Raw genomic sequence first — 24339 nt, 5'->3', positions numbered from 1 at the left:
AAACCCCCGGTGAACTGCGCTCGCGCACCAACCGCCTCTGCAGCTTCGATGATGTGACCGAGGTGGATGCGGTGCTGGGGAGCCTCATCGAGTGCGGCCCCTATGTGGTCAAGCTGCCGCGCGAGCCGGGCAAGCGCGAATCCCGCTATGCCCATCTGTTCAGCGGCGAAGTGGACATTCAGGCGATGATGGATGCCACCCCTGCCGCGGCCTATGCCTCCCCTGCCGCCGATCGCCTGAGCGAGCTGGAGCAGGAGGTGAGCGAGCTCAAGAGCCGTCTCGCCGCCATGGAAGCACGACTGGCTGCGCTGGATGGTCAGGGCTGATCGCCTTTACCATCGCCAATCTCTATCAGGGAGCCGGGGCTGATGTCCCCGGCTCCCTGCGTTTTTTCATCGTGAGGAAGTGCCCGTGATCACCCTGATTAAAGAGTCTGACCACCAGAAGATGCCTTGGAAAAACCAGCAGGGCACCACCAGCCAGATCCTCATCTCCCCCAAGGGGACGAGCCTTGCCAAACTCGACTTTGACTACCGGCTAAGCTCGGCCCCCATCAAGAGTGCGGGCCCCTTCTCCCCCTTTCCCGGTTATCAGCGCATTCTGCTGCCGGTGAGCGGGGCAGGCTTTGTGCTCAACGGCCACCCCTACGCCACCTTCGAGGCGGCGCACTTTAGCGGCGATGAGGAGACCCACTGCGAGTTGCTGAAAAAAGAGGTGACCGATCTGGGGCTGATTTACCACCCGGATCGCATCAGCGCCAACGTGCGGGTGCTGAACCTCCCCTTCCCGCTGACCCTTACCCTTGAGCCAGAGAAAACCTACCTCTGCCACCTGCTGAGCGGCCAGCTGACCGTGCAGGGCAAAGAGGTGGCCATCAACGAGACACTGGTGGTAACAGGTGAAGAGAGCATTCACTTCGACTGCCAGAAGAAGACCGCCATCGCCTTCTTTACTCTGCAGGGTAAATAGCGCTGGCGTCAGCTTGCAAAAAACATGAAAAAGCCGGGATATCCCGGCTTTTGCTATTCAGGCAACCGGCTCGATGCCGGTCAGAACCTTAATTGACCTTGAAGGAGCCCTTCATCATGGCGAAGTGGCCGGGGAAGGAGCAGAAGAAGGTGAGATCCTTGCCTGCCAGACCGTCGGTCTTGAAGGTCACGCTGGTGCTCTCGCCGCCGCCAATCAGCTTGGTGTGGGCCAACACCCGGGGATCATCCTTGGGCAGATAGTTGTTTTCTGCCCCGGCACTCATCCCGGCAGTCGCCACGGTCTGATAGTCGGCGGTGCTGGCCAGTACCCAGTTGTGGCCCATGCCGGTCACCGGCAGCTTACCTGTGTGATTCAGGGTGACCGTCACCTCCTTGCAGGTGGCCGGTACGCTCATCTCTTTCAGGTTGTACTGCATGGCATCATTGCCTTCGATGACCAGTGCACACTCATCTGCCAGCACGGGGGCGGCCAGGGTACTCAGAAACAGCAGGGTAATCGCCTTTTTCATCATCTTCTCCTTTGATTGGCAATGGATGGCACCGACTTGGCGGATGCGGTGAGCGCTTCGCAAAGATGCCGTCTAAATCGACCTTCATTTTACTCAATTGTCTTCAATCGGCGATGGCTTTTGGCCAAAGCTGCGGGCCAGGTCACCAGACGGTGCCGCACTTGTCGATCTCCCCCCTCCGGATGGACCATACGACCCGCGGCGGCCACAGGTTCAAAACTGTTTAATTTTTTCTGCCCTTTTCCCGCCGATTGCCCCCATCAGGGCTCGCCCGGCGGGCGCCCCTTGGCTAAGCTGGCAACCCGATATGAACCTTCTCCAGATGAGAGTGCCGGATGATTGCGATGCCCCCCGTGGCGGCCCTGCGTGGCCTGCTGCTGACCCTGCTGTTGGCGCTGGCTGGCTGCCAGCCTACCCCGCCTGCCCAGACCCGTATTCAGGGCAAAACCATGGGCACCTACTATGTGGTGACCCTGAGCGATCGCTACCCCGGCGGGGAGCCCTCCCTCAAAAGCGACGTAGAGAGCCTGCTGGCCCGGATGAACAAGGAGATCTCCACCTACGATCCGGGCTCGCTCATCTCCCGTTTCAATCAGGGACCCGCCAACACCCCGTTTGCCATCCCGCCCGCCATGGCCATCATAGTCCAGCAGGGGATTGATGCCGGTAAGCTGACCGACGGCAAGCTGGATGTGACCGTAGGCCCCTTGGTCAATTTGTGGGGCTTTGGTCCGGACAAACGCCCAGTCAAGCGGCCCGATGACGCAGCCATCGCCGCCGCCCGCCACAAGGTGGGCATCGACAAGCTGACCCTGACCCCGCAGGGGGATCACTTCCTGCTTGAAAAAACGATCCCGGATCTCTATCTCGATCTTTCCACCCTCGGCGAAGGGGCCGCCTCTGACGAGATTGCCGCCCTGCTCGAGCACAAGGGGGTACACAACTACCTGATCGAAGTGGCCGGCGCGGTGCGCAGCAAGGGCAACAACAGCAAGGGCTCGCCATGGAAAGTGGCCATCGTCGAACCCTCCGATCAGCCGGGGGCCTTCTCCGATATCGTCATCCCCAACGGCATGGCGCTCAGCACCGCGGGCAGCTATCGCAACTACTACGAGATGGATGGCCAGCGCTACTCCCATATCATCGATCCCGCTACCGGCCAGCCGGTCACTCACAAGCTGGTCTCGGCGAGCGTCATCACCCCCACGGCGCTGGAGGCCGACGCCCTCGATACCGCCCTGATGGTGATGGGCCCCGATGAAGCGATGACATTTGCCAAGAGACACCAGCTGGCGGTCTATCTCATCATCAAAACCGACAAGGGCTTCAAAGCCGAGTACACGCCCCAATTCGCCCCCTATCTGGCAGAGAAAAAACGGTGAGTTCCAGGCCCTGGCAACAGGGCCTTCTCCTTTAACCCCTCTTAACTCATCGCTGGCAAGAGGCTGACAAACTGAGACGGTTCGCAATCGGCAACTTGGCCAATTGCCTCTTCGTGGACTTTGGTGGCACACTTTCCCCCATCAGCCCGTAGCGCCTCGACCCAGACAGATGCAGACACCGGAAAAAGAGCCCGAAAAGAGAACCCCTGCCAAAGCCCAACGCATCCTGATGGTCAACGAGCAGCGCTCGTTTCAGGTGATGATGAAGGCGATGCTGATCAATCTGGGCATCAGCAACATCACCTATTCCAATACCGCAGAAGATGCGCGCCGCCGTTGTCAAAAGGGCAGTTTCGATATCTATCTCATCGATTACGATCTGGGGATCGGCGAAAACGGCCGCCAGTTGCTGGAGAGCCTGCGTGACCAGAACCTGATCCCGCCCCAGAGCGTGGTGATCATGGTGAGCGGCGACAGCTCCCGCGCCATGGTGCTGAGCGCACTGGAGGCCGAACCCGACGAATACCTGATGAAGCCGTTTTCACAGGAGCAGTTCTCGTTTCGCCTCAAACGCGCCCTCACCCGGCACAACGCCCTGGCCACGGTTTTTACCGCACTGGCCGAGAACAACCTGCCCGCCCTGCTCACTGCCTGCGCCGAGCGGGCCGATGCGGTGCCCCGCTTTGCCAACTACTGCCGCTGCGTGCAGGCCGATACCCACCTCAAGCTGGGTCAGGCGCAGGAGGCGCGCTCCCTGATGCGCCAGCTGCTGGCCGGGCAGGAGAACAGCTGGGCACGACTCACCCTTGGCAAAGCCTGCAACACCCTCGGGCTCCATGAAGAGGCGGTCAGCCACCTGCAAGCAACCCTCAAAAATACCCCGCTGATGGTAGAGGCCCACCGCTGGTTGGCGGAATCCCTGCTGGCCCTTGGCAATGATGAACAGGCGCAGCAAGAGCTCAGACGGGCGGTGGATATCTCCCCCCAGTCGGTGCAGCTCTCCCGCCGATTGGCAGAGGTGTGCCTGCAGCGCCACGACTATGCCCAGGCCAAGGATGTGCTGCTGTCGCTCATCGACCTGTCGCGCAACTCCATCCACCGCACCCCCCACTATCTGGGGGCCTATATCCAGACCCTGACCCTCTACGCCCTTAACAGCAACGACAGTTACCACATCGCCAACCTGCAAAAACAGGTCAACGCGGCCCTGTCGCGCATCCGCGACTCGCTGATGATGTCTGAGTTCAACTACCCGGTGTTCGAACAGATCTGTCAGGCCCGGGTGCAGATTGCACTGGGGGAGCTGATCAAGGGCAAGAAGATGCTTTATCGCGCCAACCAGAACTGGCTCGATGAACCGGCCACCATGCCCCCCACCCTGCTCGGCGAAACTATTCTCGCCCTCTACCAGCTCGGCGAGTTTGAGTACGCCGAAAGCCTGCAGAGTCTGCTGGCGGAGGATGAAGACCGGCTGCTCACCACCTGCATCCAGGCGACCCGGGATGACAAGACGGTGCTGGAGCGCCGCCAGCGCTATCAACAGCTCAACGAGTTGGGGATCAAGGCCTATCAGGCGGGCGAACTGGAACAGGCCCTTGGCCACTTCCGCGAAGCGTTGCGCCGTGCCCCGGCCAATACCGGTGCCGCCCTCAACAAGATCCAGGTGCTGCTGCAACTGATGCAGAAAAACCGCAATAGCCCGGAATTTGGCGCCGAGTGCAAGGAGACGCTGGATGTACTCGATGGCATTCCCTTGAACCCGGCCCAGCAGGATCGCTTCCGCAAACTGCGTCAGGAGTTCAACCAGCACAGCTAAGACGCCGCCACGCCCCCTTTTCCCCGCCTATGCTGAAACCAGTTCGGCAATACGAGGGAAACGAAGATGGCGATGTGTCGTTATCTGGTGGCCGATGGCCGCCACTGCAGTGAAGAGGCTGGCGAGCACGAGCTCTGCCACTGGCATGATCCCCACAGACCCCATCAGGAAGCCCACACCGCCGAGGCGCTCGAACAGTACGTTCGCGCTGGCGGTCTCTGCCACGGCCTGCAGTTGTCACGGGCCAATCTGGCGGGCCTCAATCTGGTCAACAAGGAGTCCGATCAGGGATTTTTGCTGGAGCAGTGCAACCTCTATCGCGCCAACCTGCGAGGCGGTCATCTCTACGGCCTGCGCATGAAGGGCGGCAGCCTGATGAAGGCCGATCTCAGCGATGCCAACCTACAGTGCGCCACCCTCGATGACGTCAACCTGCTCGGCATCCGCTGGCACAACACCCGGCTCGACAACATGCAGACCGGCAAACGGGTGATGCAGGATCGCAAGGGGCGGCGCGAACGGGATCCCAAACATGCGCGTGTCTGGTTCAAGGAGGCGGAAGAGACCTACCGGGATCTGCGCAAAGCCTCCGAGGCGCAGGGGATCTTCACCATGTCCGGCAACTATATCCAGCAGGAGCTCACCATGCGCCGGTTGCAACTGCCGTTCTGGTCGAGCCAGCGTTTTACCTCCTGGGTGGTCGATCTCTTTTGCGGTTATGGTGAGGCCCCGATACGGGTGGTGCTCTTCTCGTTGCTGCTCATCTTCATCTGCAGCATTTTTTACTTCTTCTGCGGCCTCAACTTCGCGGGCAACTACCTTATCTACCGACCAGAGGCACCCCTTGAAGAGAACGCCATCTTCCTGCTGGAATGCCTCTACTACAGCGTGGTCACCTTCACCACGTTGGGCTATGGCGACTTTACCCCGGTCGGTCTCTCCAGGATCTTCGCCGCCTTCGAGGCCTTCACCGGCAGCTTTACGCTGGCGCTGTTTGTGGTGGTGTTTGTCAAGAAGATGACCCGCTGACACCCCTGTCCATCCCGCGGAGCCTGCCACTGACGCAGGCCCGCGGCCAAACTTGCATCCGCCGCCGATTCCGAGTCCAATAGCGACTTATAAAAATGACATGAGCATCTCGGACATGAAGATCATCTCTTTCAATATCAACGGCCTGCGCGCCCGTCTGCACCAACTGCAAGCCATCATCGACAAGCACCAGCCCGATGTGATCGGCCTGCAGGAGATCAAGGTGCACGATGAAGCCTTCCCGCTGGCCGATGTGGAGGCCATGGGTTATCACGTAGCGTTTCACGGCCAGAAGGCCCACTACGGGGTCGCCATCATGAGCAAGCAGAAGCCGGTCAAGGTGGAGAAAGGCTTCCCCACCGACGACGAAGAGGCCCAGCGCCGGATGATCATGGCCACCTTCGAGCGCGAAGATGGCTCTCTCATCAAGGTGATGAACGGCTACTTCCCGCAGGGTGAAAGTCAGGATCACGAGACCAAGTTCCCGGCCAAGCAGAAGTTCTACGAGGATCTGCAGCACTACCTCGAGACCAACCACACCCCGGATGACCAACTGGTGCTGATCGGGGATATGAATATCTCCCCCACCGATCTCGACATCGGCATCGGCGAGGCGAACCGCAAGCGCTGGCTGCGGGATGGCAAGTGCTCCTTCCTGCCCATCGAGCGGGAATGGATGGAGCGCCTGAAAGGGTTCGGCCTGACCGACACCTTCCGCGCCGCCAACCCCACCGAGTGCGAGCGTTTCTCCTGGTTTGACTACCGCTCCAAGGGCTTTGACGAGAACCGCGGCCTGCGCATCGACCTCATCATGGCCTCCGACGCCCTCAAGGACACAGTGACCGAGACCGGCATCGACTATGAGCTGCGCGGCATCGAGAAGCCCTCCGACCACGCCCCCATCTGGGCCTGCTTCGCCTGATGCGGTGCAAGGTTAACCGATTAGCCGGTGCGAGTTAGCAAACTGTGAAGCGGCTCGCGGTTACCAGCGATAAAAGGGCGTAAACAGCCTATCCAGACAAGGTGCCTCAGGGCACCTTCCTTTTTGCAGCAAGGAGTGCCTGACGTGACCACCACTCACCTTCCTCTCTCCCCCGCCCGCTTTCTGGCCCTGCGCCTGTTGCCGGGGGAGGATCTGATCGCCGGATTGCGCGCCCATATGGCCCGGCATGGCCTGCAGGCGGCCTGGATCGCCGGGGCGGTCGGCAGCCTGACCCACGCCAATCTGCGCTATGCCGCCCAGCCCGATGGCACCCTGCTGGAGGGGGCCTTCGAGGTGATCGCCCTCGGCGGCACCCTGGACCCGGAGTGCGAACACCTGCACCTCTCCCTCTCTGACGAGCAGGGATTGATGCGCGGCGGCCATGTGCTGCCCGGTTGCCGGGTGCGCACCACCCTCGAGCTGGTGGTGGGGGAGCTGGAGGCGTACCGTTTTGACCGTGCCCCCTGCCCCCAATCCGGCTATGAAGAGCTGCTTATTACCCCCAGAACCTTGTGAGGATCACTATGTCCGTCAGTAAACTCTCCAGCTACAACCTGGCCTTTATGGTCATCTGCATCGCCATCAACATGGTGGCGGGACAGGCGGTCTCCATGCTCAAGCTGCCCATCTTCCTCGACTCCATCGGGACTGTGCTCTGCGCCATTCTGGCAGGCCCCTGGATGGCGGTCGCCACCGGTCTGCTCACCAACCTGCTGTGGGGCCTGCTCACCGGCCCCATCGCCGCGGCCTTTGCCCCGGTCGCCATGATGATTGGCCTCAGCGCCGGACTGATGGCGCGCGCAGGCTGGTTCAACAATCTGCCCAAGGTAGTGGTGAGCAGCGTGGTGATCACCCTGGCGCTCACCCTGGTGGCCATTCCCATCCGCTCCTACCTGTTTGGTGGCGCCACCGGCAGCGGTGCTGACTTTATGGTGGCCTACCTGCATGCCATGGGCAGCGATCTGCAAGAGTCGGTCGCCGTCACTGTGCTCGGCACCAACCTGCTGGACAAGCTGCTGACCGTGCTGATCGCGTGGGGGCTGGTACGCCGCCTGCCTCAGCGCACCCTGCGCCACTTCCCGCTGATGGCCGCCGTGCGCTGATGCACCCGTTTACCTCCCTCGCACTCTGGCTCTGGTTTTCGGTCACGGCCAGCGTGCTGCCGCCCCCCTGGCTCTGGGGCTGGAGCCTGCTGCCGCTGCTCGCCCTGGTATTGCTGCCGGGGGCCCGCTCCCGACTCAAGCTGGTGCTGGCGGTGATGCTGCCGCTGGGGCTGGGGCTCTATCTGGTGCACGGCCCCTGGTTGCGGATCCTGCTCGGCATGCCAGAAACGCCTGCCAGCGACGTCTTCCCCATTCTGCCCCTCTGGTGTCGCCTGCTGGCCTGTCTGGCCAGCGCCCAGCTCTGGTTGTGGGCGGTCTCGACCGAGCGGTTTGTTCATGCACTGTTTGCCAGCCGACTGCCCATCGCCCTCTCCTACCTCTGCTGCGGCCCGCTGCTGCTCAAAGAACAACTAGGCCACCAGCTGCGTGCGATAAAGGAGGCCCAGCTAGCCCGGGGCGTCCCCTTTGACGGCCATCCGCTGGCACGGCTAAAGGCCACTATCCCGCTGCTCTCGCCGCTGGTCGGGCAGGCGCTGAGCGAGCTGGCCACCCACAGCATGGCGCTGGATCTGCGCGGCTTTCGCAGCCAGCCAACCCGCACCCGCGTGGTCGAGATCCCGCAGCAGCGCCATGAGCCGCTGCTGCGCTATCTGTTGCTGATGCTGGTGCTGCTGGAGATCGTCTGGAGGTGGTGGCCATGATATCGCTGCAAGGTTTGACCATCGGCCATGCGACCCACCCTGACCACTTTCAGCTGGGGCCTCTCGACATTGAATTGGGCACTGGCGAGTGGCTCACCATCCTCGGCGGCAACGGGGCGGGAAAATCCCTGCTGGCCCAACTGCTGGCGGGAGGCTGGTCCCAACTGCACCTCAACACCCTGGCCGGGAGTGGCACAATCCTCGGAACTCCCCACGACAGGGGGCAGCTCAATGAACAGGCTGCCCAACGCCAATGGGTGCAGCAATCACCCTATCTGCAATTTTCCGGCTGCTGCTTTTCGGTGGCGGATGAGGTGGCCTTCGGCCCGGCCAATCTGGCGCTGCCGGTGGCGGAGATCAGCCAGCGGGTGGCTGATGCCATGGCGTGCTGTCACTGCGAGGAGCTGGCGACGCAACATCCCCTCTCCCTGTCAGGAGGGCAGGCCCAGCGAGTGGTGCTGGCCTGTGCCCTGGCGATGGCGCCCAAGCTGCTGATCCTGGATCAAGCCTTCAGCCGTCTGACCCCGGAGGCGAGCCACACCCTGCTGCGGCAGATCCGCCGCTACAGCGAGCAGAGCGGCTGTAGCGTCATCTTGCTGGAACAGCGGCTCTTTCCGGCCGCGCACTTCTGCGAACAGTTCATGCTGCTCGACCATGGCCGCCAGCTGGCCAGCGGCGAGCTGGGCGAGGTGCTGCCCCACCTGCCAGGGCGGGTGATCCTGCCGGACTCCCTGCGCGAGGCGTTGCAGACGCGCGACCCGCACCACCATCCCTACCCTTTGGCCATGTTGCGGGAGTTTTATGCTGAGCTTTGACCACCTTTGTTTTTCGTGGGCGCCGGACAATCCCTGTCTGCACGACATCACGTTGCAGATTGCCAGCGGGGAACAGGTAGCCATCGTCGGGGATAACGGCGCAGGCAAGTCGACCCTGCTGCGACTGGCGGCGGGTCTGCTGGCCCCCACCTCCGGCACGGTGAGCTGGCAACAGCAGGGGCTCTGCGAGCAGCGGGCACTGGCACGCGCCAGTCAGATAGGCTTTCTGTTTCAGGAGTCGGAGCGCCAGCTCTTTCACAGCCGGGTTGACGATGAGATAGCCTTCGGCCTGCGCCTGCAAAAGCGGCCGCGCGAGGAGACTCAAGCGCGGGTCGCCGCAGCACTGGAACAGTGCGAGCTGACACAATGGGCGGCATCCCATCCGCTCGATCTCGATGCCGGCCAGCGGCGGATGGTGGCGGTGGCCTGCCTCCATGCCATGCAGCCCGCCTTGCTGCTGCTCGACGAGCCGAGCCGGGATTTCGATCCCCACTGGCTTGCCATTCTGGAACGCTGGCTGGCCAGTGAACGGGCGAAGGGCACCACCATAGTGGCCATCAGTCACGATGCCGAATTTGTCAGACGCAACTTCACCACGCTGATCGAGCTGAAAGCAGGCCGTCTGGTGGCCCACGGCCCCGCAGCCGAACGACTCTCAGCCCTTAATGGCTATAACCAACACGAGAAGAGCAGCGCCCTGCTGCTGGCAGCCCTCGCCCGGGCCGAACATCCCCGCTGATCCCCGCCCATATCGGAAAACGTCAGGCTTTTTTCGTCAATCGGCAACCTTAATTGCCACGTTGAGAAGGTTGTGTTCAAGGTTGCCGCCCTATCATCTCTCATTCCAATCATAAAGAAGTTGTTTTTTTAATCATGAAGTTAATGATGTGTATGGAGAAATATGCTGAACGCAGCAGCCGAAATCGATCCAACAGGAGTGTGATGATGAAGGTGCCCAATGCCGGAAGAGAGGTTTACAAACGCAGCTTGCTGACCCTGGCGCTGATCAGCGGTCTGAGTGCCTGTGGCGGCGAGACGACCCAGACGGCCCAGACCATGCCCGCCGTCCCTGTGGTGGTCGCCGAGGTCAAGCTGACCGATGTGCCGCTCACCACCGAGATGGTGGGAGAGACCGCCGGTTTTCGCGAGATCGATGTGCGATCCCGGGTCAGTGGCATCCTGCTCAAGCGCACCTATGTGGAAGGCCAGCCGGTTACCGCCGGTCAGGAGCTGTTTCTGATTGACCCGGAGCCCTACAAGGTGGCGCTGGAGCAGGCCAAAGGGACCCTAGCTCAGGAGCAGGCCCGTCTCAACAAGGCCCGCGCCGACCGGGATCGCATCATTCCCCTGTTCAAGCGTCAGGTAGTGAGCCGCAAGGACTATGACGACACCATCGCCAACTATGAAGCAGCCATCGCCAGCCATCAAGCCGCTCAGGCCAAGGTGAAAGAGGCAGATCTCAACCTCAGCTACACCCAGGTGACCGCGCCCATCAACGGCATGGCGAGCAAGAGCTCCCAGTCCGAGGGTAGCCTTATCTCCACCAGCGGCGACAACGGCCTGCTCACCACCATCACCCAGTTCGATCCGCTCTACGTCAACTTCTCCTACTCGGAGCAGGATCGCCTCAACTTCGAGAACTCGGTGAAGAAGGGCTTGATTGAGGCGAAGGATGCCACCACCTGGCGCACCCATATCCGTCTGGCCGATGGCTCCCTCTATCCGGAGGCGGGCAAGCTCAACTTCTCCGACAACCGGGTCGATCCCCAGACCGGCACCATCCGTGCCCGCGCCATCTTCGACAACAAGGACGGCGTGCTGCTGCCCGGCCAGTTTGTCCGCATGACCATCGATCTGGGCCTGCGCAAGAATGCCATCGTGGTACCGCCCCGCGCCATCGTCCAGTCTCAGGCCGACCGCATGGTGATGGTGGTTGATGCCGACAACAAGGTGGTGCCCCGTCCGGTGACTCTGGGCGTAGCGGTCGACTCCGGCGTGCTGATCGAGAGCGGCCTGCAAGCCGGTGAGCGCTATATCGTCGAAGGCTTGATGAAGGCCCGTCCCGGCAACCTGGTGAAACCTGTCTCTGCCGAAGAGATGCAGGCGATCACCGGCAAGGTGGTCAGCCAGTCTGCGGCCAAGTAAGGAGCCCGTATGTTTTCCAAGTTCTTCATAGAACGCCCCATCTTCGCCAGCGTGATTTCGATCATTATCGTGCTGGGCGGGTTGGCGGCGATGCGCGCGCTCCCCATCGAGCAATATCCCCAGATCACCCCGCCGGTGGTCTCGGTCACGGCGTTTTATCCGGGCGCAACCCCGGAGGTGATCTCCCAGACCGTGGCGGCGCCGCTGGAGCAGCAGATCAACGGCGTCGAGCGGATGATCTACATGCAGTCGGGGTCGGCCTCCAACGGCCAGATGAACCTCAACGTCTACTTCGAGATCGGCACCGATCCGGATCAGGCCACCATCAACGTCAACAACCGAGTCTCGGCCGCCATGGCCCAGCTGCCGGAAGAGGTGAAAAAGCAGGGGGTGACGGTCAAGAAGAAATCGACCTCCATCCTGCAGGTGGTCACCCTCCAGTCACCGAACGGCTCGTTTGATACCACCTATCTGTCGAACTACGCCCTGCTCAACATCATCGACGAGCTCAAGCGGATTCCCGGCATCGGTGATACCACCTTGTTTGGCGGTACCGACTATGCGATGCGCATCTGGCTGCGGCCGGATCGACTGGCCCAGCTCGAGCTCACCCCGAGCGACGTGATCGGCGCCATTCGTGAGCAGAACACCCAGTTCGCGGCAGGCAAGATCGGTGCACAGCCCACCACGGCCCCCATCGACTTCACCTACACGGTGCAGACCAAGGGGCGCCTTGAGGATGTGAAGGAGTTCCAGAACATCATCGTCCGCTCCATGCCCGATGGCTCCAAGATCCGGGTCCGCGATGTCGCCCGGGTCGAGCTGGGGGGCAAGGATTATGATCTGGTGGCCCGCGCCAACGGCAAACCGGCCATCGGTATTGCCACCTATCTGCAACCGGGCGCCAACGCCGTCGCGGTCGCCGATGCGGTGCATGCCACCATGGAGCGACTCAAGGAGCGCTTCCCGCAGGATATCGAGTACCAGATCCCCTACGACACCACCGAGTTCGTGAAGATCTCCATCGAAGAGGTGGTACACACCCTGTTCGAGGCGATCGTGCTGGTGTTCGTGGTGGTCTACCTGTTCCTGCAGAACTTCCGCGCCACCCTGATCCCCTGTATCGCGGTGCCGGTGTCGCTCATCGGGACCTTCGCTGGCATGCTGGTGCTCGGTTTCTCCATCAACCTGCTGACCCTGTTCGGCATGGTGCTCGCCATCGGTATCGTGGTGGATGACGCCATCGTGGTGCTCGAAAACGTCGAGCGGATCATGAGCGAGAAGAAGTGCTCGCCCAAAGAGGCCGCCATCCTCGCCATGCAGGAGGTCTCCGGTCCGGTGGTCGCCATCGTACTGGTGCTCTGCGCCGTGTTCCTGCCGGTCGCCTTTATGGGCGGCATGACAGGGGTGATGTACAAGCAGTTCGCCATCACGGTCGCGGTCTCGGTCGCCATCTCCGGTCTGGTGGCACTGACCCTCTCCCCGGCCCTGTGTGCCGTACTGCTCAAGGAGGGACACCACAAACCGGCCCGCTTCTTCGTCTGGTTCAACAACAGTTTTGACAAGCTGACCAACCGCTACGTGCGCGGGGTGGCCTTCCTGAACCGTCGGGTGGGCGTGGCTTTCGGCATCATCGCCGTGCTGCTGATCGCCATCTACGGTCTCTTCCTGAAGGTGCCGGGCGAGCTGGTACCGAACGAAGATCAGGGCTACCTCATCTCCGCCGTCATGCTGCCGGATGCCGCCTCCATGAGCCGTACCCAGGAAGTAGCTGACAAGTTTGACCGGATTGCCATGGCCAACCCCCATGTGAAGGATGTCATCACCTTCTCGGGCTTTGACATTCTCTCCAATGCCATCATCAGCAACAGCGGCATGACCTTCATTACCCTGAAGGACTGGAGCGAGCGTCAGGGTGCCGGGCAGGACTCCTTCTCGCTGGCAAAGACCTTCCAGGGCATGAGCCTGATGGGGCTGGCGGATGGCTTCGTCGCCTCCTTCAACCCGCCTCCCATTCAGGGGATGTCCACCACCGGTGGCCTTGAGGCCTATCTGCAGAACCGTGGCACCGGCAACGCCCAGGCCTTCTCCGGCGAAGTGCAGCGCTTCCTCGAAGCGGCCAAGGAGCGTCCGGAGTTTGCCAGCGTCACCACCACCTACCGCGCCAACGTGCCGCAGGTCTATCTGGACCTGGATCGCGAAAAGGCCAAGGCGCTGGGGCTGCCGATCAACGCGGTGTTCGACACCATGCAGGCCACCTTCGGTCAGGTCTATGTCAACGACTTCAACCAGTTCGGCCGTACCTACCGGGTGCAGTTGCAGTCCGAAGCAGACTACCGCGCCAAGAAGAGCGACATCCGCAACGTCTATGTCCGCTCCGACAAGGGGGAGATGATCCCGCTCAGCAGTCTGGTGACGGTGCGTGATGCCACCGGCCCCGAACTGGTAGAGCGCTTCAACATCTTCCAGGCCGCCAAGATCATGGCCCAGCCCGCCCCCGGCTACAGCTCGGGTCAGGCCATCGCCGCGCTGGAAGCCGTTGCCAACGACACCCTGGGCAACGACGCCAAGCTGGAGTGGACCGGCTCCGCCTATCAGGAGAAAGCGGCCGCAGGCAGCGCCGGCACCGCGTTCGGCTTCGGTATCGTGATGATCTTCCTCATCCTGGCCGCCCAGTATGAACGCTGGAGCCTGCCGTTTGCGGTGATCACCGCGGTACCGTTCGCCCTGTTCGGCGCCCTGCTGGCCACCTGGCTGGTGGGTCTGACCAACAACGTCTACTTCCAGATCGGGTTGGTGACCCTGGTGGGCCTTGCCGCCAAGAACGCCATCCTGATCGTGGAGTTCGCGGTGATGAAACACGAAGAGGGGATGAGCCTTATCGAGTCGGCACTGGAGGCGGCGCGCCTGCGTTTCCGTCCCATCGTGATGACTTCGCTCGCCTTCATCCTCGGCTGTGTGCCGCTGGTCACCTCCAGCGGGGCCGGTGCGGCAAGCCGTCACGCCCTCGGCTGGCCGGTCATAGGCGGCATGCTGGCGGCCACCTTTATCGCCATCTTCTTTATCCCGCTCTTCTTCCGGCTCATCATGCGCCGCTCGGAGAAACGGGCCTGACCGTTCCGCTCAACCTGATCAAGCCCCTCCTTCATGGAGGGGCTTTTTTATGTCTGCCACTCACAAGGCAAACTGCGCGAATATCAGCTCGTATCACGGGAGAGCAGACAACCAGCCACGTCACACCTCACCAAGAAGCCCCCAACCAGTGGGGGCTTGCCCGTGAGTGCTCGCATGAATGGTGACTCAGAACTGGTGCTGCACACCGATGTTGAAGAAGTTGAGGTAGCTGTTGTTGTAGGTGCCAGAGATATCAGGACGACCTATTACGTTGTTGCCAAAACCCTGTTGGTCAACCGCCATATCCCCCAGCCAGGCCAGGGTATAGCTGGCTTCCACCCTGGTGGCCGGGCTCAGCTGATAGCTGGCGCCCAGACCCCAGCGCCAACCCTCTCCCATCGGCAAAGTGACGGTACGGTGGGCATCGTCCACGGCGCTGCTGTCATAGGCAATGCCGCTGCTCAGCCGCAGGGCCGGTGTCACATCGAACTGGGCACCCAGGCTCAGATGCCAGGTGTCCTTGTAGTGCATATCCTTGGTCTGGCTCTGCTGCCCCAACGCAAGATCGATGTCGCCAAAACGGGACCACTGCTGCCAGTTGGCGCTGGCCAGCAAGGCCCACTGGTCGTTGAGCTGGTGATAGCCGCTCAGGGTGACGGTCTGCGGGATCATCATATCCACACCCAAACCACCGACGCCGCCCAATACCGGGGCAGAGAACAACTTGTCTTCCAACTCCCACTTCAGCTCGGAGTAGTAGCTCAGGCCGATACGGGAGTGCTGATCCAGCTCGTAGAGCACCCCGAAGGAGGCGCCGTACGCCCAGTCGCTATCGGAAAACTCGCGACCATCCTTCATGCCCGGCGTCATATCCAGCGAGGCATCCAGTGAACCATGCATGGCGATCAGGCTGGCCCCCACCGACCAGTTGGAGTCGATGCGGTAGGCCAGACTCGGTGCAAAGGCGATGCCGGTCAGCTTGGCAGACTGGGCATAGCCACGACCCTCCCACCCATCGCCATAATCGATACCCAGACCATGGCTGCCAAAGACGCCGATACCTGCGACCCATTGGTCATCAATGGCGTGGGTCAGATAGAGGCTGCCCAGCGGCGCGGTCTGCAGGGCATTGCCGCCGTTATTGCCACCCTTGTCCAGATCCAGTTCAAGGTCGCCGTATACCACACCGCCATTGACCTGCAGCTGGGTGCCTTCCAGCTTGGTCATACCGGCCGGGTTGCTTGCGATGGTCTCTGCCCCCTGGGCACGGGCGGCAGCCCCTGCGTTGGCCAGCGCACTGTTGGCAGTGCTGGTTTCGTAGAGGGCAAGGCCGCCAGCCATTGCTGATGGACTCAGCAAGGCAGCAAGCATCAGCGACAGCAGTCGTGGCTGCATTTCAATACTCCTGAATAATGAACATGGTGAGCACCCGGCAAGGCGTGCTGCTCAAAAACGCGGTTTGACTCTCTGGCTGTCAGCGTCCGGGAGGCCCACGGCTTTATGCAGCGCGTTCATGGCGTCACGCTATTGATAAGGCTGGCAAGCATGGGTTGTCGACCCGATGTCCGGCTGCTAGCGCAATGCTGAAGCGGGAGAAGGTGCCGACACTCAATAGTGGAAACTGACAGGCGCGCATCCTAAAGGGAGGCAGCCACATCGTCATTAGGGTTGGGGATACGCAACAGTTAAGCATTGCTTAAGATTGGAGTGTCATCGCTCACACACGTTGCACGACCATTGACCTTCTCCTGAAGGTAAGGTTTACAGTCCAACTATCTGATCCTGAAGGATGCCCGGATTGTCACTCACCCTGCTCGCTGCAAGATTGCCCTCAGTTGCGTTGGCCCGGCTATTGCTGGCGATGCTGCTTATCTGCAATCTGACCCTCTGCATCAGCTGGCATGGGGCGCAACAAGCGCTCGACAATTCGCCCCAACAAACGGCCGCCCAGCCCCACAACATGGCCATGAGCGACGGCGAGATGGCCGCACCGATGGCCATGACGGATATCCAACACAGCAGCGTCCCTCTCTCCTGCCATCAGGGGATGGGAGATGACGCTACCCCAAGCGGTAACTGCCAGATGCAGACCGGCGTCTCTGGCGCGGCCAGCGCCCTGCCGCTGTTTGGCATGCTGCTCTCCCTCTTTATCTTGCCGCTGTTGCTGCTCCCCTATCTGGGCTCGGCCAGCCATCTGCTCGATCACTGGCTGCGGGATCCCTTCCTGCGCAGCCGTGGCTCTCACCCTCCCTCCTGGCCGCGCCGACATCTGATGCTGTCGGTGCTGCGCCACTAGAACGATCTTCTCCCGTGCATGGGGCAAGGCTCGCCTTGCCACTATCTGCACACCTTTATCGCTTGACCCTGTGACCACTGGCGCCGCCAGCAACAGGGAGCCGTGCGTCTGCTGATTCGTCAGCAGCGCCCCGTTTGCCGCCAGCCCCTTTGGTGATGCCTTGCACCTCACCCGCCCGGCGGCCTGCTCAAGAGAAGACGTATCATGTCACCAGCCCACTTTTCACCGTCCAAGGTTGCTGCCTTCGCGGGCGCATTACCCTCCTGCACTTTCTGCATGCAGATCCGCGCCGGAGGCCAGTCATGAACAAGACAGTATTGATGTCAGCCCTGCTGATCGCCCTTGGCGCCGGTAGCGGCTACTGGGCCGCCAAACAGACCTCCGATGGCACCAGCGCCAAAGAGAAGACCCCCCTTTACTGGGTCAACCCCATGGATCCCCGCGACAAGCGCGATGCCCCTGCCAAAGACAACATGGGGATGGACTTTATCCCCGTCTATGAGGAGCAGAAAAACGGCTCACCGGGCACCGTCACCATCAACCCCGAGATCCAGCAGAACCTGGGGGTGAGACTGGCCAAGGTCGAGCGACTGCCTATCCACCAGCAGATCGAGACAGTCGGCTACGTCGGTTATGACGAGGATCGGCTGGAGGCCATCAACGCCCGTATGGCGGGCTGGATCCGCACCCTCGCCATCAAGAGCGAAGGGCAGAGGGTCACCAAGGGTAGCCTCATCTATGAGCTCTACGCGCCGGATCTGGTCAACGCCCAGCACGAATACCTGCTGGCTCTCAACACCGCCAACCCGCTGCTGCTGCGCGCCGCCGAGGGCAAGCTCAAGTCCCTGCAGGTACCGGCAGATCAAATCGCAGCCCTCAAACGCAGCCGTCAGGTGCGCGAAACCATCAGCATTTACGCCCCCAGCAGCGGTTATGCCTCTGAGCTCAAAGTGCGCGAGGGGCAGTTTGTGGAGCCCGCCGCAGCCCTGTTCAACATCAGCACCCTCAAGCAGGTGTGGGTCAGCGCCGAGGTGTTCGAACGTCAGGCCGCCCAGTTGAAAGTGGGGGACCCGGTCACCATGACCCTCGACTATGCCCCCGGTCGCAGTTGGCAAGGTAAGGTGGATTACCTCTACCCGACCCTGGATGCTGCCACCCGCACCCTCAAGGTGCGGCTGCGCTTTGACAACCCGGACGAGTTTTTGAAACCCAATATGTTCGCCAAGGTGGCCATCCGCACTGGCAAAGGAGCACCGCAATTGGTGGTGCCGAGCGAAGCGGTGATCCGCACCGGCAGTCAGAACAGGCTGGTGCTGGCGTTGGGGGATGGCAACTTCAAGTCAGTCGCCGTCACTCTCGGCCCCCAGTTTGGCGACAAGGTCGCCATCAAGGCAGGGGTAGAGGCAGGGGACAGCATCGTCAGCTCCGCCCAGTTCCTGCTCGACTCCGAATCGGCTATCGACTCGGACTTCCAGCGCATGACGGCGGTGCGCCCGGCGCAGGTGTGGACGCAAGGGACTGTACAGAGCATCGATCTGGCCAGCCGCACCCTGATGGTCTCCCACCAGCCCATCCCCGAGTGGCAGTGGCCCGCCATGGAGATGGAGTTCACCGTGGCGGATGGGGTCGATATGAGCAAGCTGGCCGAGGGACAAACCCTCCATCTGCAGGTGATGCAGGAGGGGGATGAGTACCGCATCACCACCATCCATCAGGAGAGTGCCAAGGAAAGTGCCCCGGCCAGCGGCCACGCTCCGGAGCAGGCAAAGGATGAGATGGAAGGGATGAACCATAGCCAGCACGATATGGGAGCCAAGCCATGATCCCGTCAATTATTCGCTGGTCAGTAGGCAACCGCTTTCTGGTGCTGCTGCTGAGCGTCATGCTCACCGCCTGGGGGCTCTGGTCGGTCAAGCAGACCCCGGTGGACGCCCTGCCGGATCTTTCCGACGTGCAGGTGATCATCAAGACCTCCTATCCGGGCCAGGCGCCCCAGGTGGTGGAAGATCAGGTGACCTACCCGCTCACTACAGCCATGCTGGCGGTGCCGGGGGCCACTACGGTGCGCGGCTACTCCTTCTTCGGCGACTCCTTTGTCTACGTGCTGTTTGATGACAACACCGATCTCTACTGGGCCCGCTCCCGGGTGCTGGAGTATTTGAGTCAGGTTGCCCCCAATCTGCCCGCCTCCGCCCGCCCCCAGCTTGGCCCCGATGCTACCGGGGTGGGCTGGGTCTACCAGTACGCGCTGGTGGACAGAACAGGCAAACATGACTTGAGCGAGCTCACCTCCCTGCAGAACTGGTTCCTCAAGTACGAGCTGCAGACGGTGGAAGGGGTCTCCGAGGTCGCCACCGTCGGCGGCATGGTGCGCCAGTATCAGGTGCAGGTCGACCCGGACAAGCTGCGCGCCTACGGCATCCCGCTCTCCCTTATCGAAACCGCCATCAAGCAGGGCAATCAGGAGACCGGCGCTTCCGTCATCGAGATGGCGGAAGCGGAGTACATGGTCCGCTCCAACGGCTATCTGAAGAGCGTCAAAGACCTCAAGCGGATCCCCCTCGGCACCACGGTACGCGGCGCCCCGCTGCTGCTGGGTGACGTGGCGGATGTGGTCTCCGGCCCCCAGAGTCGGCGCGGTCTGGCCGAGCTCAATGGCGAAGGGGAAGTGGTGGGCGGCATCATCGTCATGCGCTATGGCGAGAATGCCCAGCACACCATCGACGGGGTCAAGGCGCGGCTCGCCCAGCTGAAAAGCAGCCTGCCAGAGGGGGTGGAGGTGGTCACCGTCTACGATCGATCCGACCTTATCCAGCGCGCCATCGACAACCTCTCCGGCAAGCTGCTGGAGGAGTTTGCCGTGGTGGTACTGGTCTGCCTCGCCTTCCTGTTCCACCTGCGCTCGTCGCTGGTTGTGGTCATCACCCTGCCCATCGCCATTCTGGTGGCCTTTATCGTCATGCACCTGCAGGGGATCAACGCCAACATCATGTCCCTTGGTGGCATCGCCATCGCCATCGGCGCCATGGTGGATGGCGCCATCGTGATGATCGAGAACGTCCACAAACACATGGAGCGGGAGGCGCTCACCGACAAGAACCGCTGGCGCATCATCACCGAGGCGAGCATCGAGGTGGGCCCCGCCATCTTCTTCTCCCTGCTGATCATCACCATCAGCTTCCTGCCGGTGTTCGCGCTGGAGGCGCAGGAGGGGCGGATGTTCCACCCCCTCGCCTACACCAAGACCTACGCCATGGCGGCGGCGGCCGCGCTCGCCATCACGCTGGTGCCGGTGATCATGGGCTACTTCATCCGTGGCAAGGTGCTGGCCGAGCAAGCCAACCCCCTCAACCGTGGCTTGAGCCAGGCTTATATCCCGCTGCTCAAGGCCGTACTGGCGCGCCCGCAAACCACCCTGATGCTGGCGGCGGTGGTAACGGTAGCGGGCTTCTGGCCGCTCAAGTATCTGGGCTCCGAATTTATTCCGCCGCTCGATGAGGGGGACATCATGTACATGCCCACCACCGCAGCCAATATCTCGGTGGGCAAGGCGCGGGAGATTTTGCAGCAGACCGACAAACTCATTCGCACCGTGCCCGAGGTGCAGAACGTGTTCGGCAAGGCGGGGCGCGCCGAATCGGCCACCGACCCCGCCGATCTGGTGATGATGGAGACGAGCATCCAGCTCAAGCCCCGCGACCAGTGGCGCCCCGGCATGACCCCGGAGAAGCTGAAAGAGGAGCTGGATTCCCTTATCCGCTTCCCCGGTCTCACCAACGCCTGGGTCCCCCCCATCAAGACCCGCATCGACATGCTGGCCACCGGCATCAAGACCCCGGTCGGCATCAAGATTGCGGGGCCTGATCTCAAGGTGATTCAACAACTTGGCCAGCAGCTTGAGCAGATCGTCGGCAAGGTGGAGGGGGCTGCCTCCGTCTACGCCGAGCGGGTGGCCGGTGGCCGCTACGTGAAGGTGGATATTGACCGGCTGAAAGCGGCTCGCTACGGCCTCAACATCGCCGATGTGCAGGCGGTGCTCGCCACCGCAGTGGGCGGCATGGAAGTGGGGCAGACCATCGAGGGGCGCGAGCGCTACCCTATCAACCTGCGCTATCCCCAGAGCTATCGCGATTCGGTGGCCAGCCTGGAGCTGCTGCCGGTGGTCACCCCGAGCGGTGCGCGTATCGCCCTGGCGGACGTAGCCCGGCTCTACATCAGCGACGAGGCCCCCATGCTGCGCAGTGAAAACGCGCGGCTCAACGGCTGGGTCTACGTCGATATTCGCGGCCGCGATATCGGCTCCTTCGTCGATGAAGCCAAAGCACAGGTGGGTAAACAGCTGGTGCTGCCGGCGGGCTACGCCCTAACCTGGTCTGGCCAATACGAGTACATGGAGCGGGCCAAGGCGCGCCTCGCCTACGTGGTGCCATTAACCGTCGCCATCATAGTGCTGCTGCTCTATCTGGCGTTTCGCCGCTTCCAGGAGGTGCTGCTCATTCTCACCACCTTGCCGCTGGCGGTGGTGGGGGGGATCTGGACCCTCTGGCTGCTCGACTTCAACCTCTCGGTGGCGGTCGGAGTGGGCTTTATCGCCCTGGCCGGGGTGGCGGTGGAGACCGGCGTCCTGATGCTGGTCTACCTCAACCACGCCTGGGACGATCTCATCGCCAGCGGCAAGCCGGACCAGGCGGGGCTGCACCGGGCGGTGATCCACGGCGCAGCCCTGCGCCTGCGTCCCAAGATGATGACGGTAGTCACCATCATCGCCGGCCTGCTGCCCATCATGTGGAGCCACGGCACCGGCTCCGAGGTGATGCAGCGCATCGCCGCCCCCATGATCGGCGGCATGGTGAGCGCGCTGGTGCTGACCCTCTTGGTGCTACCTGCCGCCTACTACCTGTGGCGCAGCCGCAGCCTTGGCAAGAGCGCGAACCCGCAATCCGAATAACGCGATTTCACGATCCATATTGACTAAACGATGAGGAAACCATCATGAACTACAAGACACTGACCCTGACATTGCTGCTTGGCCTTGCCTCTCTCCATGCCCGGGCCGAGATGACCATGAGCCATGAGGGGCACGATATGTCCCAGATGGAGGGGATGGATATGCAGATGACTGGAGAGCAGGTGATGACCAAAGGGGTCATTACCCGCCTCGATGAGGAGAGCGGCAAGGTCGGCATCAAGCACGAGGCGATCGACAACCTCAAGATGCCCCCCATGACCATGGTCTTTCGAGTGGCCGATCCGGCCCAGCTCAAGGGGCTCAAGGTGGGGGATGCCATCCACTTTCATGCGGAAAGCCTGAGCGGCAAACTCACCGTCACCACCATCCAGCCGCAATAAACGGCTCTGGCTCGCCGAAGAAGTCGCGGCAGATAGTGACAACGCAAGAGGGAGGCATCAGCCTCCCTCTTCTTTTGGTCACTCTTTTGGCTTGGTAAACCTCAAGTGCGCGATGGTGCTCAACTGCGGCTTGCCAGCAACTGCTCCACATCCTCGATCACCTTGAGGGCCGCCTGCGGGCCACCGCTGGAGGTCCAGAGCGACCCGTCCACGGCACCAAAACGCTTGGCCTTGATCACCGGCAACTGCTGGAACGCCGGGGTCTGCTCCGCCTGACGCATAGCATCGACCGCTTCGCCGGTAGCGCTCAGGGTACCTATTACCAGCCAGTCAGCATCCAGCAGGTTGAGGGACTCCAGACTGAGCGCCGGTGAGTGGGGCGCGCCAGTCCCCTGTTGTTTGTCCGGACGCACCAGCCCCATCGACTCCACTACGCTGCTGGCAAAGGTGCCCTGATACATAAAGCTCGGCCCCTTGGGGTTCCAGCGCACTATGCTGATACTCTCCCCCTGATGCTTGGCCAGCTTGCTGCGGGCATGGGCCAACCGCTCGGCATACTGCAGCAAGAAGACATCAGCTTGCTGGTCACGGTTAAGGGTGTAGGCGGTGCGGCGGAAGCTATCCTGCCACGGTTCACCCCACTTGCTGGTCACCACGGTCGGCGCGATCTCCCCCAGCAAGGTCAGCAGCTCGGGACGGGTCTGGCCGGTCAGGATAAGGTCGGGCTCCAGTGCAATCAGCGACTCCAGATTGGGGCTGTCGAGATCGCCGATCACCTTGATATCGCTTACCCCCTTCTCCAGCAGGTAACGTGGCATGGTGGGCTGACCACGACCATTGACGGCACCGATGGGGGTCAGCCCCAGGGTCAGGGCGCTGTCGAGATCGAACTCGCTCAAGGTCACCACTCGCAGTGGCTTGACCGGCACCTGCACCTTCTGGCCAAACGCATCGGTCACTTCACGCATCTCCTGCGCCTGAACCAACGGGGCGGCCAGCATCAGGATGGCTGCTGCCAGGGCGGCAAAACGCTTCATCATCTCACTCCTTCTCGTTGCGCGGCCCGGATAATCGGCCGCGTTGATACACTCGGTGGGCCCACAGAGCAGGCCCATATGACTCAACTCGCCGAACGCAGGGCGCGCCATGTTCGTGACGACGGGGCACGATAATGGGCGCCCCGTCACCGGGGGCATGCAGAATGTCGACACTGGTCTGGTAGAGACGGTCGATCAGGGACTTGGTTACCACCTCCCGGGCCGGGCCCATGGCGGCAATGGTCCCCTCGCCGATGGCAATCAGCTCGTCACAGTAGCGGGCCGCCATCGCCAGATCGTGGATCACCAGCAGCACGGTTTTGCCCTCGGCGGTGATGCGGTGAATCGCCTCCATCACCTCGGTCTGGTGGCCGATATCGAGGGCGCTGGTGGGCTCGTCGAGCAGCACCATGTCGCTGTCCTGCGCCAGGATCATCGCAAGCCACGCCCGCTGCGCCTGCCCGCCGGAGAGAGACGCGGCGCTCTGTTGCCAGATGCTTTCAAGCTGCATTCGCTCGCAGGCGCTACGCACCATGCGGGCATCCTCCTCGCCCCACTGATTGAACCAGCCCTGATGAGGGTGGCGGCCATACTGCACCAGCTGCTCCACCAGAATGCCGGCAGGCAGGGTCGGTCGCTGGGGCAGATAGGCGAGCTCCCGCGCCAGCCCCTTCATGGGGTAGCTGGCGAGCGGCTTGCCCTTGAGCAGGATCTCGCCGCGTTGGGCTTTCATCTGGCCGGATAACAGCTTGAGCAGGGTCGATTTGCCGCAGCCGTTGGGGCCGACGATCCCCACCAGCTTGCCCCTCGGCACGCTGAAGGAGATGTCCCGCAGGATAGGGGTCTGCTGATAGGCGAAATGGAGGCGATTTACGGTGAGCGTCATCAGTCAGCCCTCTGGCGATCGTTAACAAGAAGAAACAGCAGCAACAGGCCGCCGAGAATGCGGGTCATGATGCCGGTCGCCACCTCGTGGGGGCTGGCCAGCACCCGAACCAGGGTATCGCTGGCTAGCAGCAGCAAGGCGCCGCTCAGCGCCGCCAGCCAGAGCGGCACCACCCGGTCTTTCACC

General features: G+C 62.0%; 22 protein-coding genes. 17 read left to right on the top strand and 5 right to left on the bottom strand.

Annotated elements, in window-relative coordinates:
- Both LD28_RS0108955 and LD28_RS0108950 read left to right on the top strand, forming a co-directional pair.
- The coding region (locus tag LD28_RS0108955) for a DUF480 domain-containing protein (protein WP_033136630.1) at positions 1 to 326 on the top strand (326 nt) is incomplete at its 5' end.
- An 85-nt stretch (positions 327 to 411) separates the two neighbouring features.
- Positions 412 to 969 (top strand): HutD family protein, encoded by a 558-nt coding sequence (locus LD28_RS0108950; RefSeq protein ID WP_033136629.1) that lies wholly within the window; start codon positions 412 to 414, stop codon positions 967 to 969.
- An 88-nt stretch (positions 970 to 1057) separates the two neighbouring features.
- Here LD28_RS0108950 and azu read toward each other — a convergent pair whose 3' ends face one another.
- Positions 1058 to 1498, bottom strand: a complete 441-nt coding sequence (gene azu / locus LD28_RS0108945; protein ID WP_033136628.1) for an azurin — start codon at positions 1496 to 1498, stop codon at positions 1058 to 1060.
- 335 nt (positions 1499 to 1833) lie between these two features.
- On the opposite strand from azu, the gene LD28_RS0108940 reads away from it, so the two are divergent.
- From LD28_RS0108940 to LD28_RS0108890, 11 genes are all read left to right on the top strand, one after another.
- Positions 1834 to 2880 carry an FAD:protein FMN transferase gene (locus LD28_RS0108940; protein WP_033136627.1) on the top strand — a complete coding sequence of 349 codons (1047 nt, stop codon included), beginning with the start codon at positions 1834 to 1836 and terminating at the stop codon, positions 2878 to 2880.
- Positions 2881 to 3049: 169 nt separating this feature from the next.
- Positions 3050 to 4696: a tetratricopeptide repeat-containing response regulator gene (locus tag LD28_RS0108935; RefSeq protein WP_033136626.1), complete on the top strand. Its 1647-nt coding sequence runs from the start codon at positions 3050 to 3052 to the stop codon at positions 4694 to 4696.
- A gap of 66 nt (positions 4697 to 4762) precedes the next feature.
- Entirely contained in the window at positions 4763 to 5725 is a 963-nt protein-coding gene (locus LD28_RS0108930; RefSeq protein WP_033136625.1) for an ion channel, read from the top strand.
- A 115-nt stretch (positions 5726 to 5840) separates the two neighbouring features.
- Positions 5841 to 6647: an exodeoxyribonuclease III gene (gene xthA / locus LD28_RS0108925; RefSeq protein ID WP_033136624.1), complete on the top strand. Its 807-nt coding sequence runs from the start codon at positions 5841 to 5843 to the stop codon at positions 6645 to 6647.
- Positions 6648 to 6791: 144 nt separating this feature from the next.
- Positions 6792 to 7223 carry a PPC domain-containing DNA-binding protein gene (locus LD28_RS0108920; protein WP_033136623.1) on the top strand — a complete coding sequence of 144 codons (432 nt, stop codon included), beginning with the start codon at positions 6792 to 6794 and terminating at the stop codon, positions 7221 to 7223.
- Between the two features lie 8 nt (positions 7224 to 7231).
- Positions 7232 to 7810 (top strand): ECF transporter S component, encoded by a 579-nt coding sequence (locus LD28_RS0108915; RefSeq protein WP_033136622.1) that lies wholly within the window; start codon positions 7232 to 7234, stop codon positions 7808 to 7810.
- Positions 7810 to 8511: an energy-coupling factor transporter transmembrane component T gene (locus LD28_RS0108910; protein ID WP_033136621.1), complete on the top strand. Its 702-nt coding sequence runs from the start codon at positions 7810 to 7812 to the stop codon at positions 8509 to 8511. Before LD28_RS0108915 ends, LD28_RS0108910 begins: the two co-directional genes overlap by 1 nt.
- A complete protein-coding gene (locus LD28_RS0108905; RefSeq protein WP_050514282.1) occupies positions 8508 to 9326 on the top strand; it encodes an energy-coupling factor ABC transporter ATP-binding protein in 819 nt (272 codons plus the stop codon). The genes LD28_RS0108910 and LD28_RS0108905 overlap by 4 nt, the downstream gene beginning before the upstream one ends.
- Positions 9313 to 10065 (top strand): energy-coupling factor ABC transporter ATP-binding protein, encoded by a 753-nt coding sequence (locus LD28_RS0108900; protein WP_081959477.1) that lies wholly within the window; start codon positions 9313 to 9315, stop codon positions 10063 to 10065. The genes LD28_RS0108905 and LD28_RS0108900 overlap by 14 nt, the downstream gene beginning before the upstream one ends.
- A gap of 206 nt (positions 10066 to 10271) precedes the next feature.
- Entirely contained in the window at positions 10272 to 11471 is a 1200-nt protein-coding gene (locus LD28_RS0108895) for an efflux RND transporter periplasmic adaptor subunit (protein ID WP_033136620.1), read from the top strand.
- Positions 11472 to 11480: 9 nt separating this feature from the next.
- A complete protein-coding gene (locus tag LD28_RS0108890) occupies positions 11481 to 14585 on the top strand; it encodes an efflux RND transporter permease subunit (protein ID WP_033136619.1) in 3105 nt (1034 codons plus the stop codon).
- Between the two features lie 186 nt (positions 14586 to 14771).
- Here the strand turns inward: LD28_RS0108890 and LD28_RS0108885 are convergent, their stop codons facing one another.
- Positions 14772 to 15980 (bottom strand): OmpP1/FadL family transporter, encoded by a 1209-nt coding sequence (locus LD28_RS0108885; RefSeq protein WP_033136618.1) that lies wholly within the window; start codon positions 15978 to 15980, stop codon positions 14772 to 14774.
- A gap of 403 nt (positions 15981 to 16383) precedes the next feature.
- Here LD28_RS0108885 and LD28_RS0108880 point away from each other — a divergent pair, with 403 nt between their 5' ends.
- The 4 genes from LD28_RS0108880 to LD28_RS0108865 all read left to right on the top strand — a co-directional run bounded on the left by LD28_RS0108880 (position 16384) and on the right by LD28_RS0108865 (position 22230).
- Positions 16384 to 16881 carry a hypothetical protein gene (locus tag LD28_RS0108880; protein WP_241462275.1) on the top strand — a complete coding sequence of 166 codons (498 nt, stop codon included), beginning with the start codon at positions 16384 to 16386 and terminating at the stop codon, positions 16879 to 16881.
- Positions 16882 to 17183: 302 nt separating this feature from the next.
- Positions 17184 to 18704, top strand: coding sequence for an efflux RND transporter periplasmic adaptor subunit (locus tag LD28_RS0108875; protein WP_033136616.1), 1521 nt, complete (start codon positions 17184 to 17186; stop codon positions 18702 to 18704).
- Entirely contained in the window at positions 18701 to 21829 is a 3129-nt protein-coding gene (locus LD28_RS0108870) for an efflux RND transporter permease subunit (RefSeq protein ID WP_033136615.1), read from the top strand. Before LD28_RS0108875 ends, LD28_RS0108870 begins: the two co-directional genes overlap by 4 nt.
- 44 nt (positions 21830 to 21873) lie before the next feature.
- Positions 21874 to 22230, top strand: a complete 357-nt coding sequence (locus LD28_RS0108865) for a copper-binding protein (protein ID WP_033136614.1) — start codon at positions 21874 to 21876, stop codon at positions 22228 to 22230.
- 119 nt (positions 22231 to 22349) lie between these two features.
- Here LD28_RS0108865 and LD28_RS0108860 read toward each other — a convergent pair whose 3' ends face one another.
- The 3 genes from LD28_RS0108860 to LD28_RS0108850 form a co-directional block, all read right to left on the bottom strand.
- The gene (locus tag LD28_RS0108860) at positions 22350 to 23267 is read right to left on the bottom strand and encodes an ABC transporter substrate-binding protein (protein ID WP_033136632.1); all 918 of its coding nucleotides are present in this window, start codon (positions 23265 to 23267) and stop codon (positions 22350 to 22352) included.
- Between the two features lie 4 nt (positions 23268 to 23271).
- On the bottom strand, positions 23272 to 24153 hold the full coding sequence (locus LD28_RS0108855; RefSeq protein ID WP_277619816.1) for an ABC transporter ATP-binding protein: 882 nt from the start codon (positions 24151 to 24153) through the stop codon (positions 23272 to 23274).
- The coding region (locus tag LD28_RS0108850; RefSeq protein WP_033136613.1) for an iron chelate uptake ABC transporter family permease subunit at positions 24153 to 24339 on the bottom strand (187 nt) is incomplete at its 5' end. The genes LD28_RS0108850 and LD28_RS0108855, both read right to left, overlap by 1 nt.

Source organism: Aeromonas finlandensis (assembly GCF_000764645.1).
Classification (GTDB): Bacteria; Pseudomonadota; Gammaproteobacteria; order Enterobacterales; family Aeromonadaceae; genus Aeromonas; species Aeromonas finlandensis.
Note: the sequence above shows the minus strand (reverse complement) of the source record. Positions and strands in the feature narration are given on the sequence as shown.

What these genes read in the sequence shown, in the direction of transcription:
- LD28_RS0108865 (WP_033136614.1), top strand. Translation starts at nt 21,874, where the DNA reads ATGAACTACAAGACACTGACCCTGACATTGCTGCTTGGCCTTGCCTCT.
- LD28_RS0108855 (WP_277619816.1), bottom strand. Translation starts at nt 24,153, where the DNA reads ATGACGCTCACCGTAAATCGCCTCCATTTCGCCTATCAGCAGACCCCT.
- LD28_RS0108870 (WP_033136615.1), top strand. Translation starts at nt 18,701, where the DNA reads ATGATCCCGTCAATTATTCGCTGGTCAGTAGGCAACCGCTTTCTGGTG.
- LD28_RS0108930 (WP_033136625.1), top strand. Translation starts at nt 4,763, where the DNA reads ATGGCGATGTGTCGTTATCTGGTGGCCGATGGCCGCCACTGCAGTGAA.
- LD28_RS0108910 (WP_033136621.1), top strand. Translation starts at nt 7,810, where the DNA reads ATGCACCCGTTTACCTCCCTCGCACTCTGGCTCTGGTTTTCGGTCACG.
- LD28_RS0108940 (WP_033136627.1), top strand. Translation starts at nt 1,834, where the DNA reads ATGATTGCGATGCCCCCCGTGGCGGCCCTGCGTGGCCTGCTGCTGACC.
- LD28_RS0108885 (WP_033136618.1), bottom strand. Translation starts at nt 15,980, where the DNA reads ATGCAGCCACGACTGCTGTCGCTGATGCTTGCTGCCTTGCTGAGTCCA.
- LD28_RS0108915 (WP_033136622.1), top strand. Translation starts at nt 7,232, where the DNA reads ATGTCCGTCAGTAAACTCTCCAGCTACAACCTGGCCTTTATGGTCATC.
- LD28_RS0108905 (WP_050514282.1), top strand. Translation starts at nt 8,508, where the DNA reads ATGATATCGCTGCAAGGTTTGACCATCGGCCATGCGACCCACCCTGAC.
- azu (WP_033136628.1), bottom strand. Translation starts at nt 1,498, where the DNA reads ATGAAAAAGGCGATTACCCTGCTGTTTCTGAGTACCCTGGCCGCCCCC.
- LD28_RS0108875 (WP_033136616.1), top strand. Translation starts at nt 17,184, where the DNA reads ATGAACAAGACAGTATTGATGTCAGCCCTGCTGATCGCCCTTGGCGCC.
- LD28_RS0108895 (WP_033136620.1), top strand. Translation starts at nt 10,272, where the DNA reads ATGAAGGTGCCCAATGCCGGAAGAGAGGTTTACAAACGCAGCTTGCTG.
- xthA (WP_033136624.1), top strand. Translation starts at nt 5,841, where the DNA reads ATGAAGATCATCTCTTTCAATATCAACGGCCTGCGCGCCCGTCTGCAC.
- LD28_RS0108860 (WP_033136632.1), bottom strand. Translation starts at nt 23,267, where the DNA reads ATGAAGCGTTTTGCCGCCCTGGCAGCAGCCATCCTGATGCTGGCCGCC.
- LD28_RS0108900 (WP_081959477.1), top strand. Translation starts at nt 9,313, where the DNA reads ATGCTGAGCTTTGACCACCTTTGTTTTTCGTGGGCGCCGGACAATCCC.
- LD28_RS0108935 (WP_033136626.1), top strand. Translation starts at nt 3,050, where the DNA reads ATGCAGACACCGGAAAAAGAGCCCGAAAAGAGAACCCCTGCCAAAGCC.
- LD28_RS0108890 (WP_033136619.1), top strand. Translation starts at nt 11,481, where the DNA reads ATGTTTTCCAAGTTCTTCATAGAACGCCCCATCTTCGCCAGCGTGATT.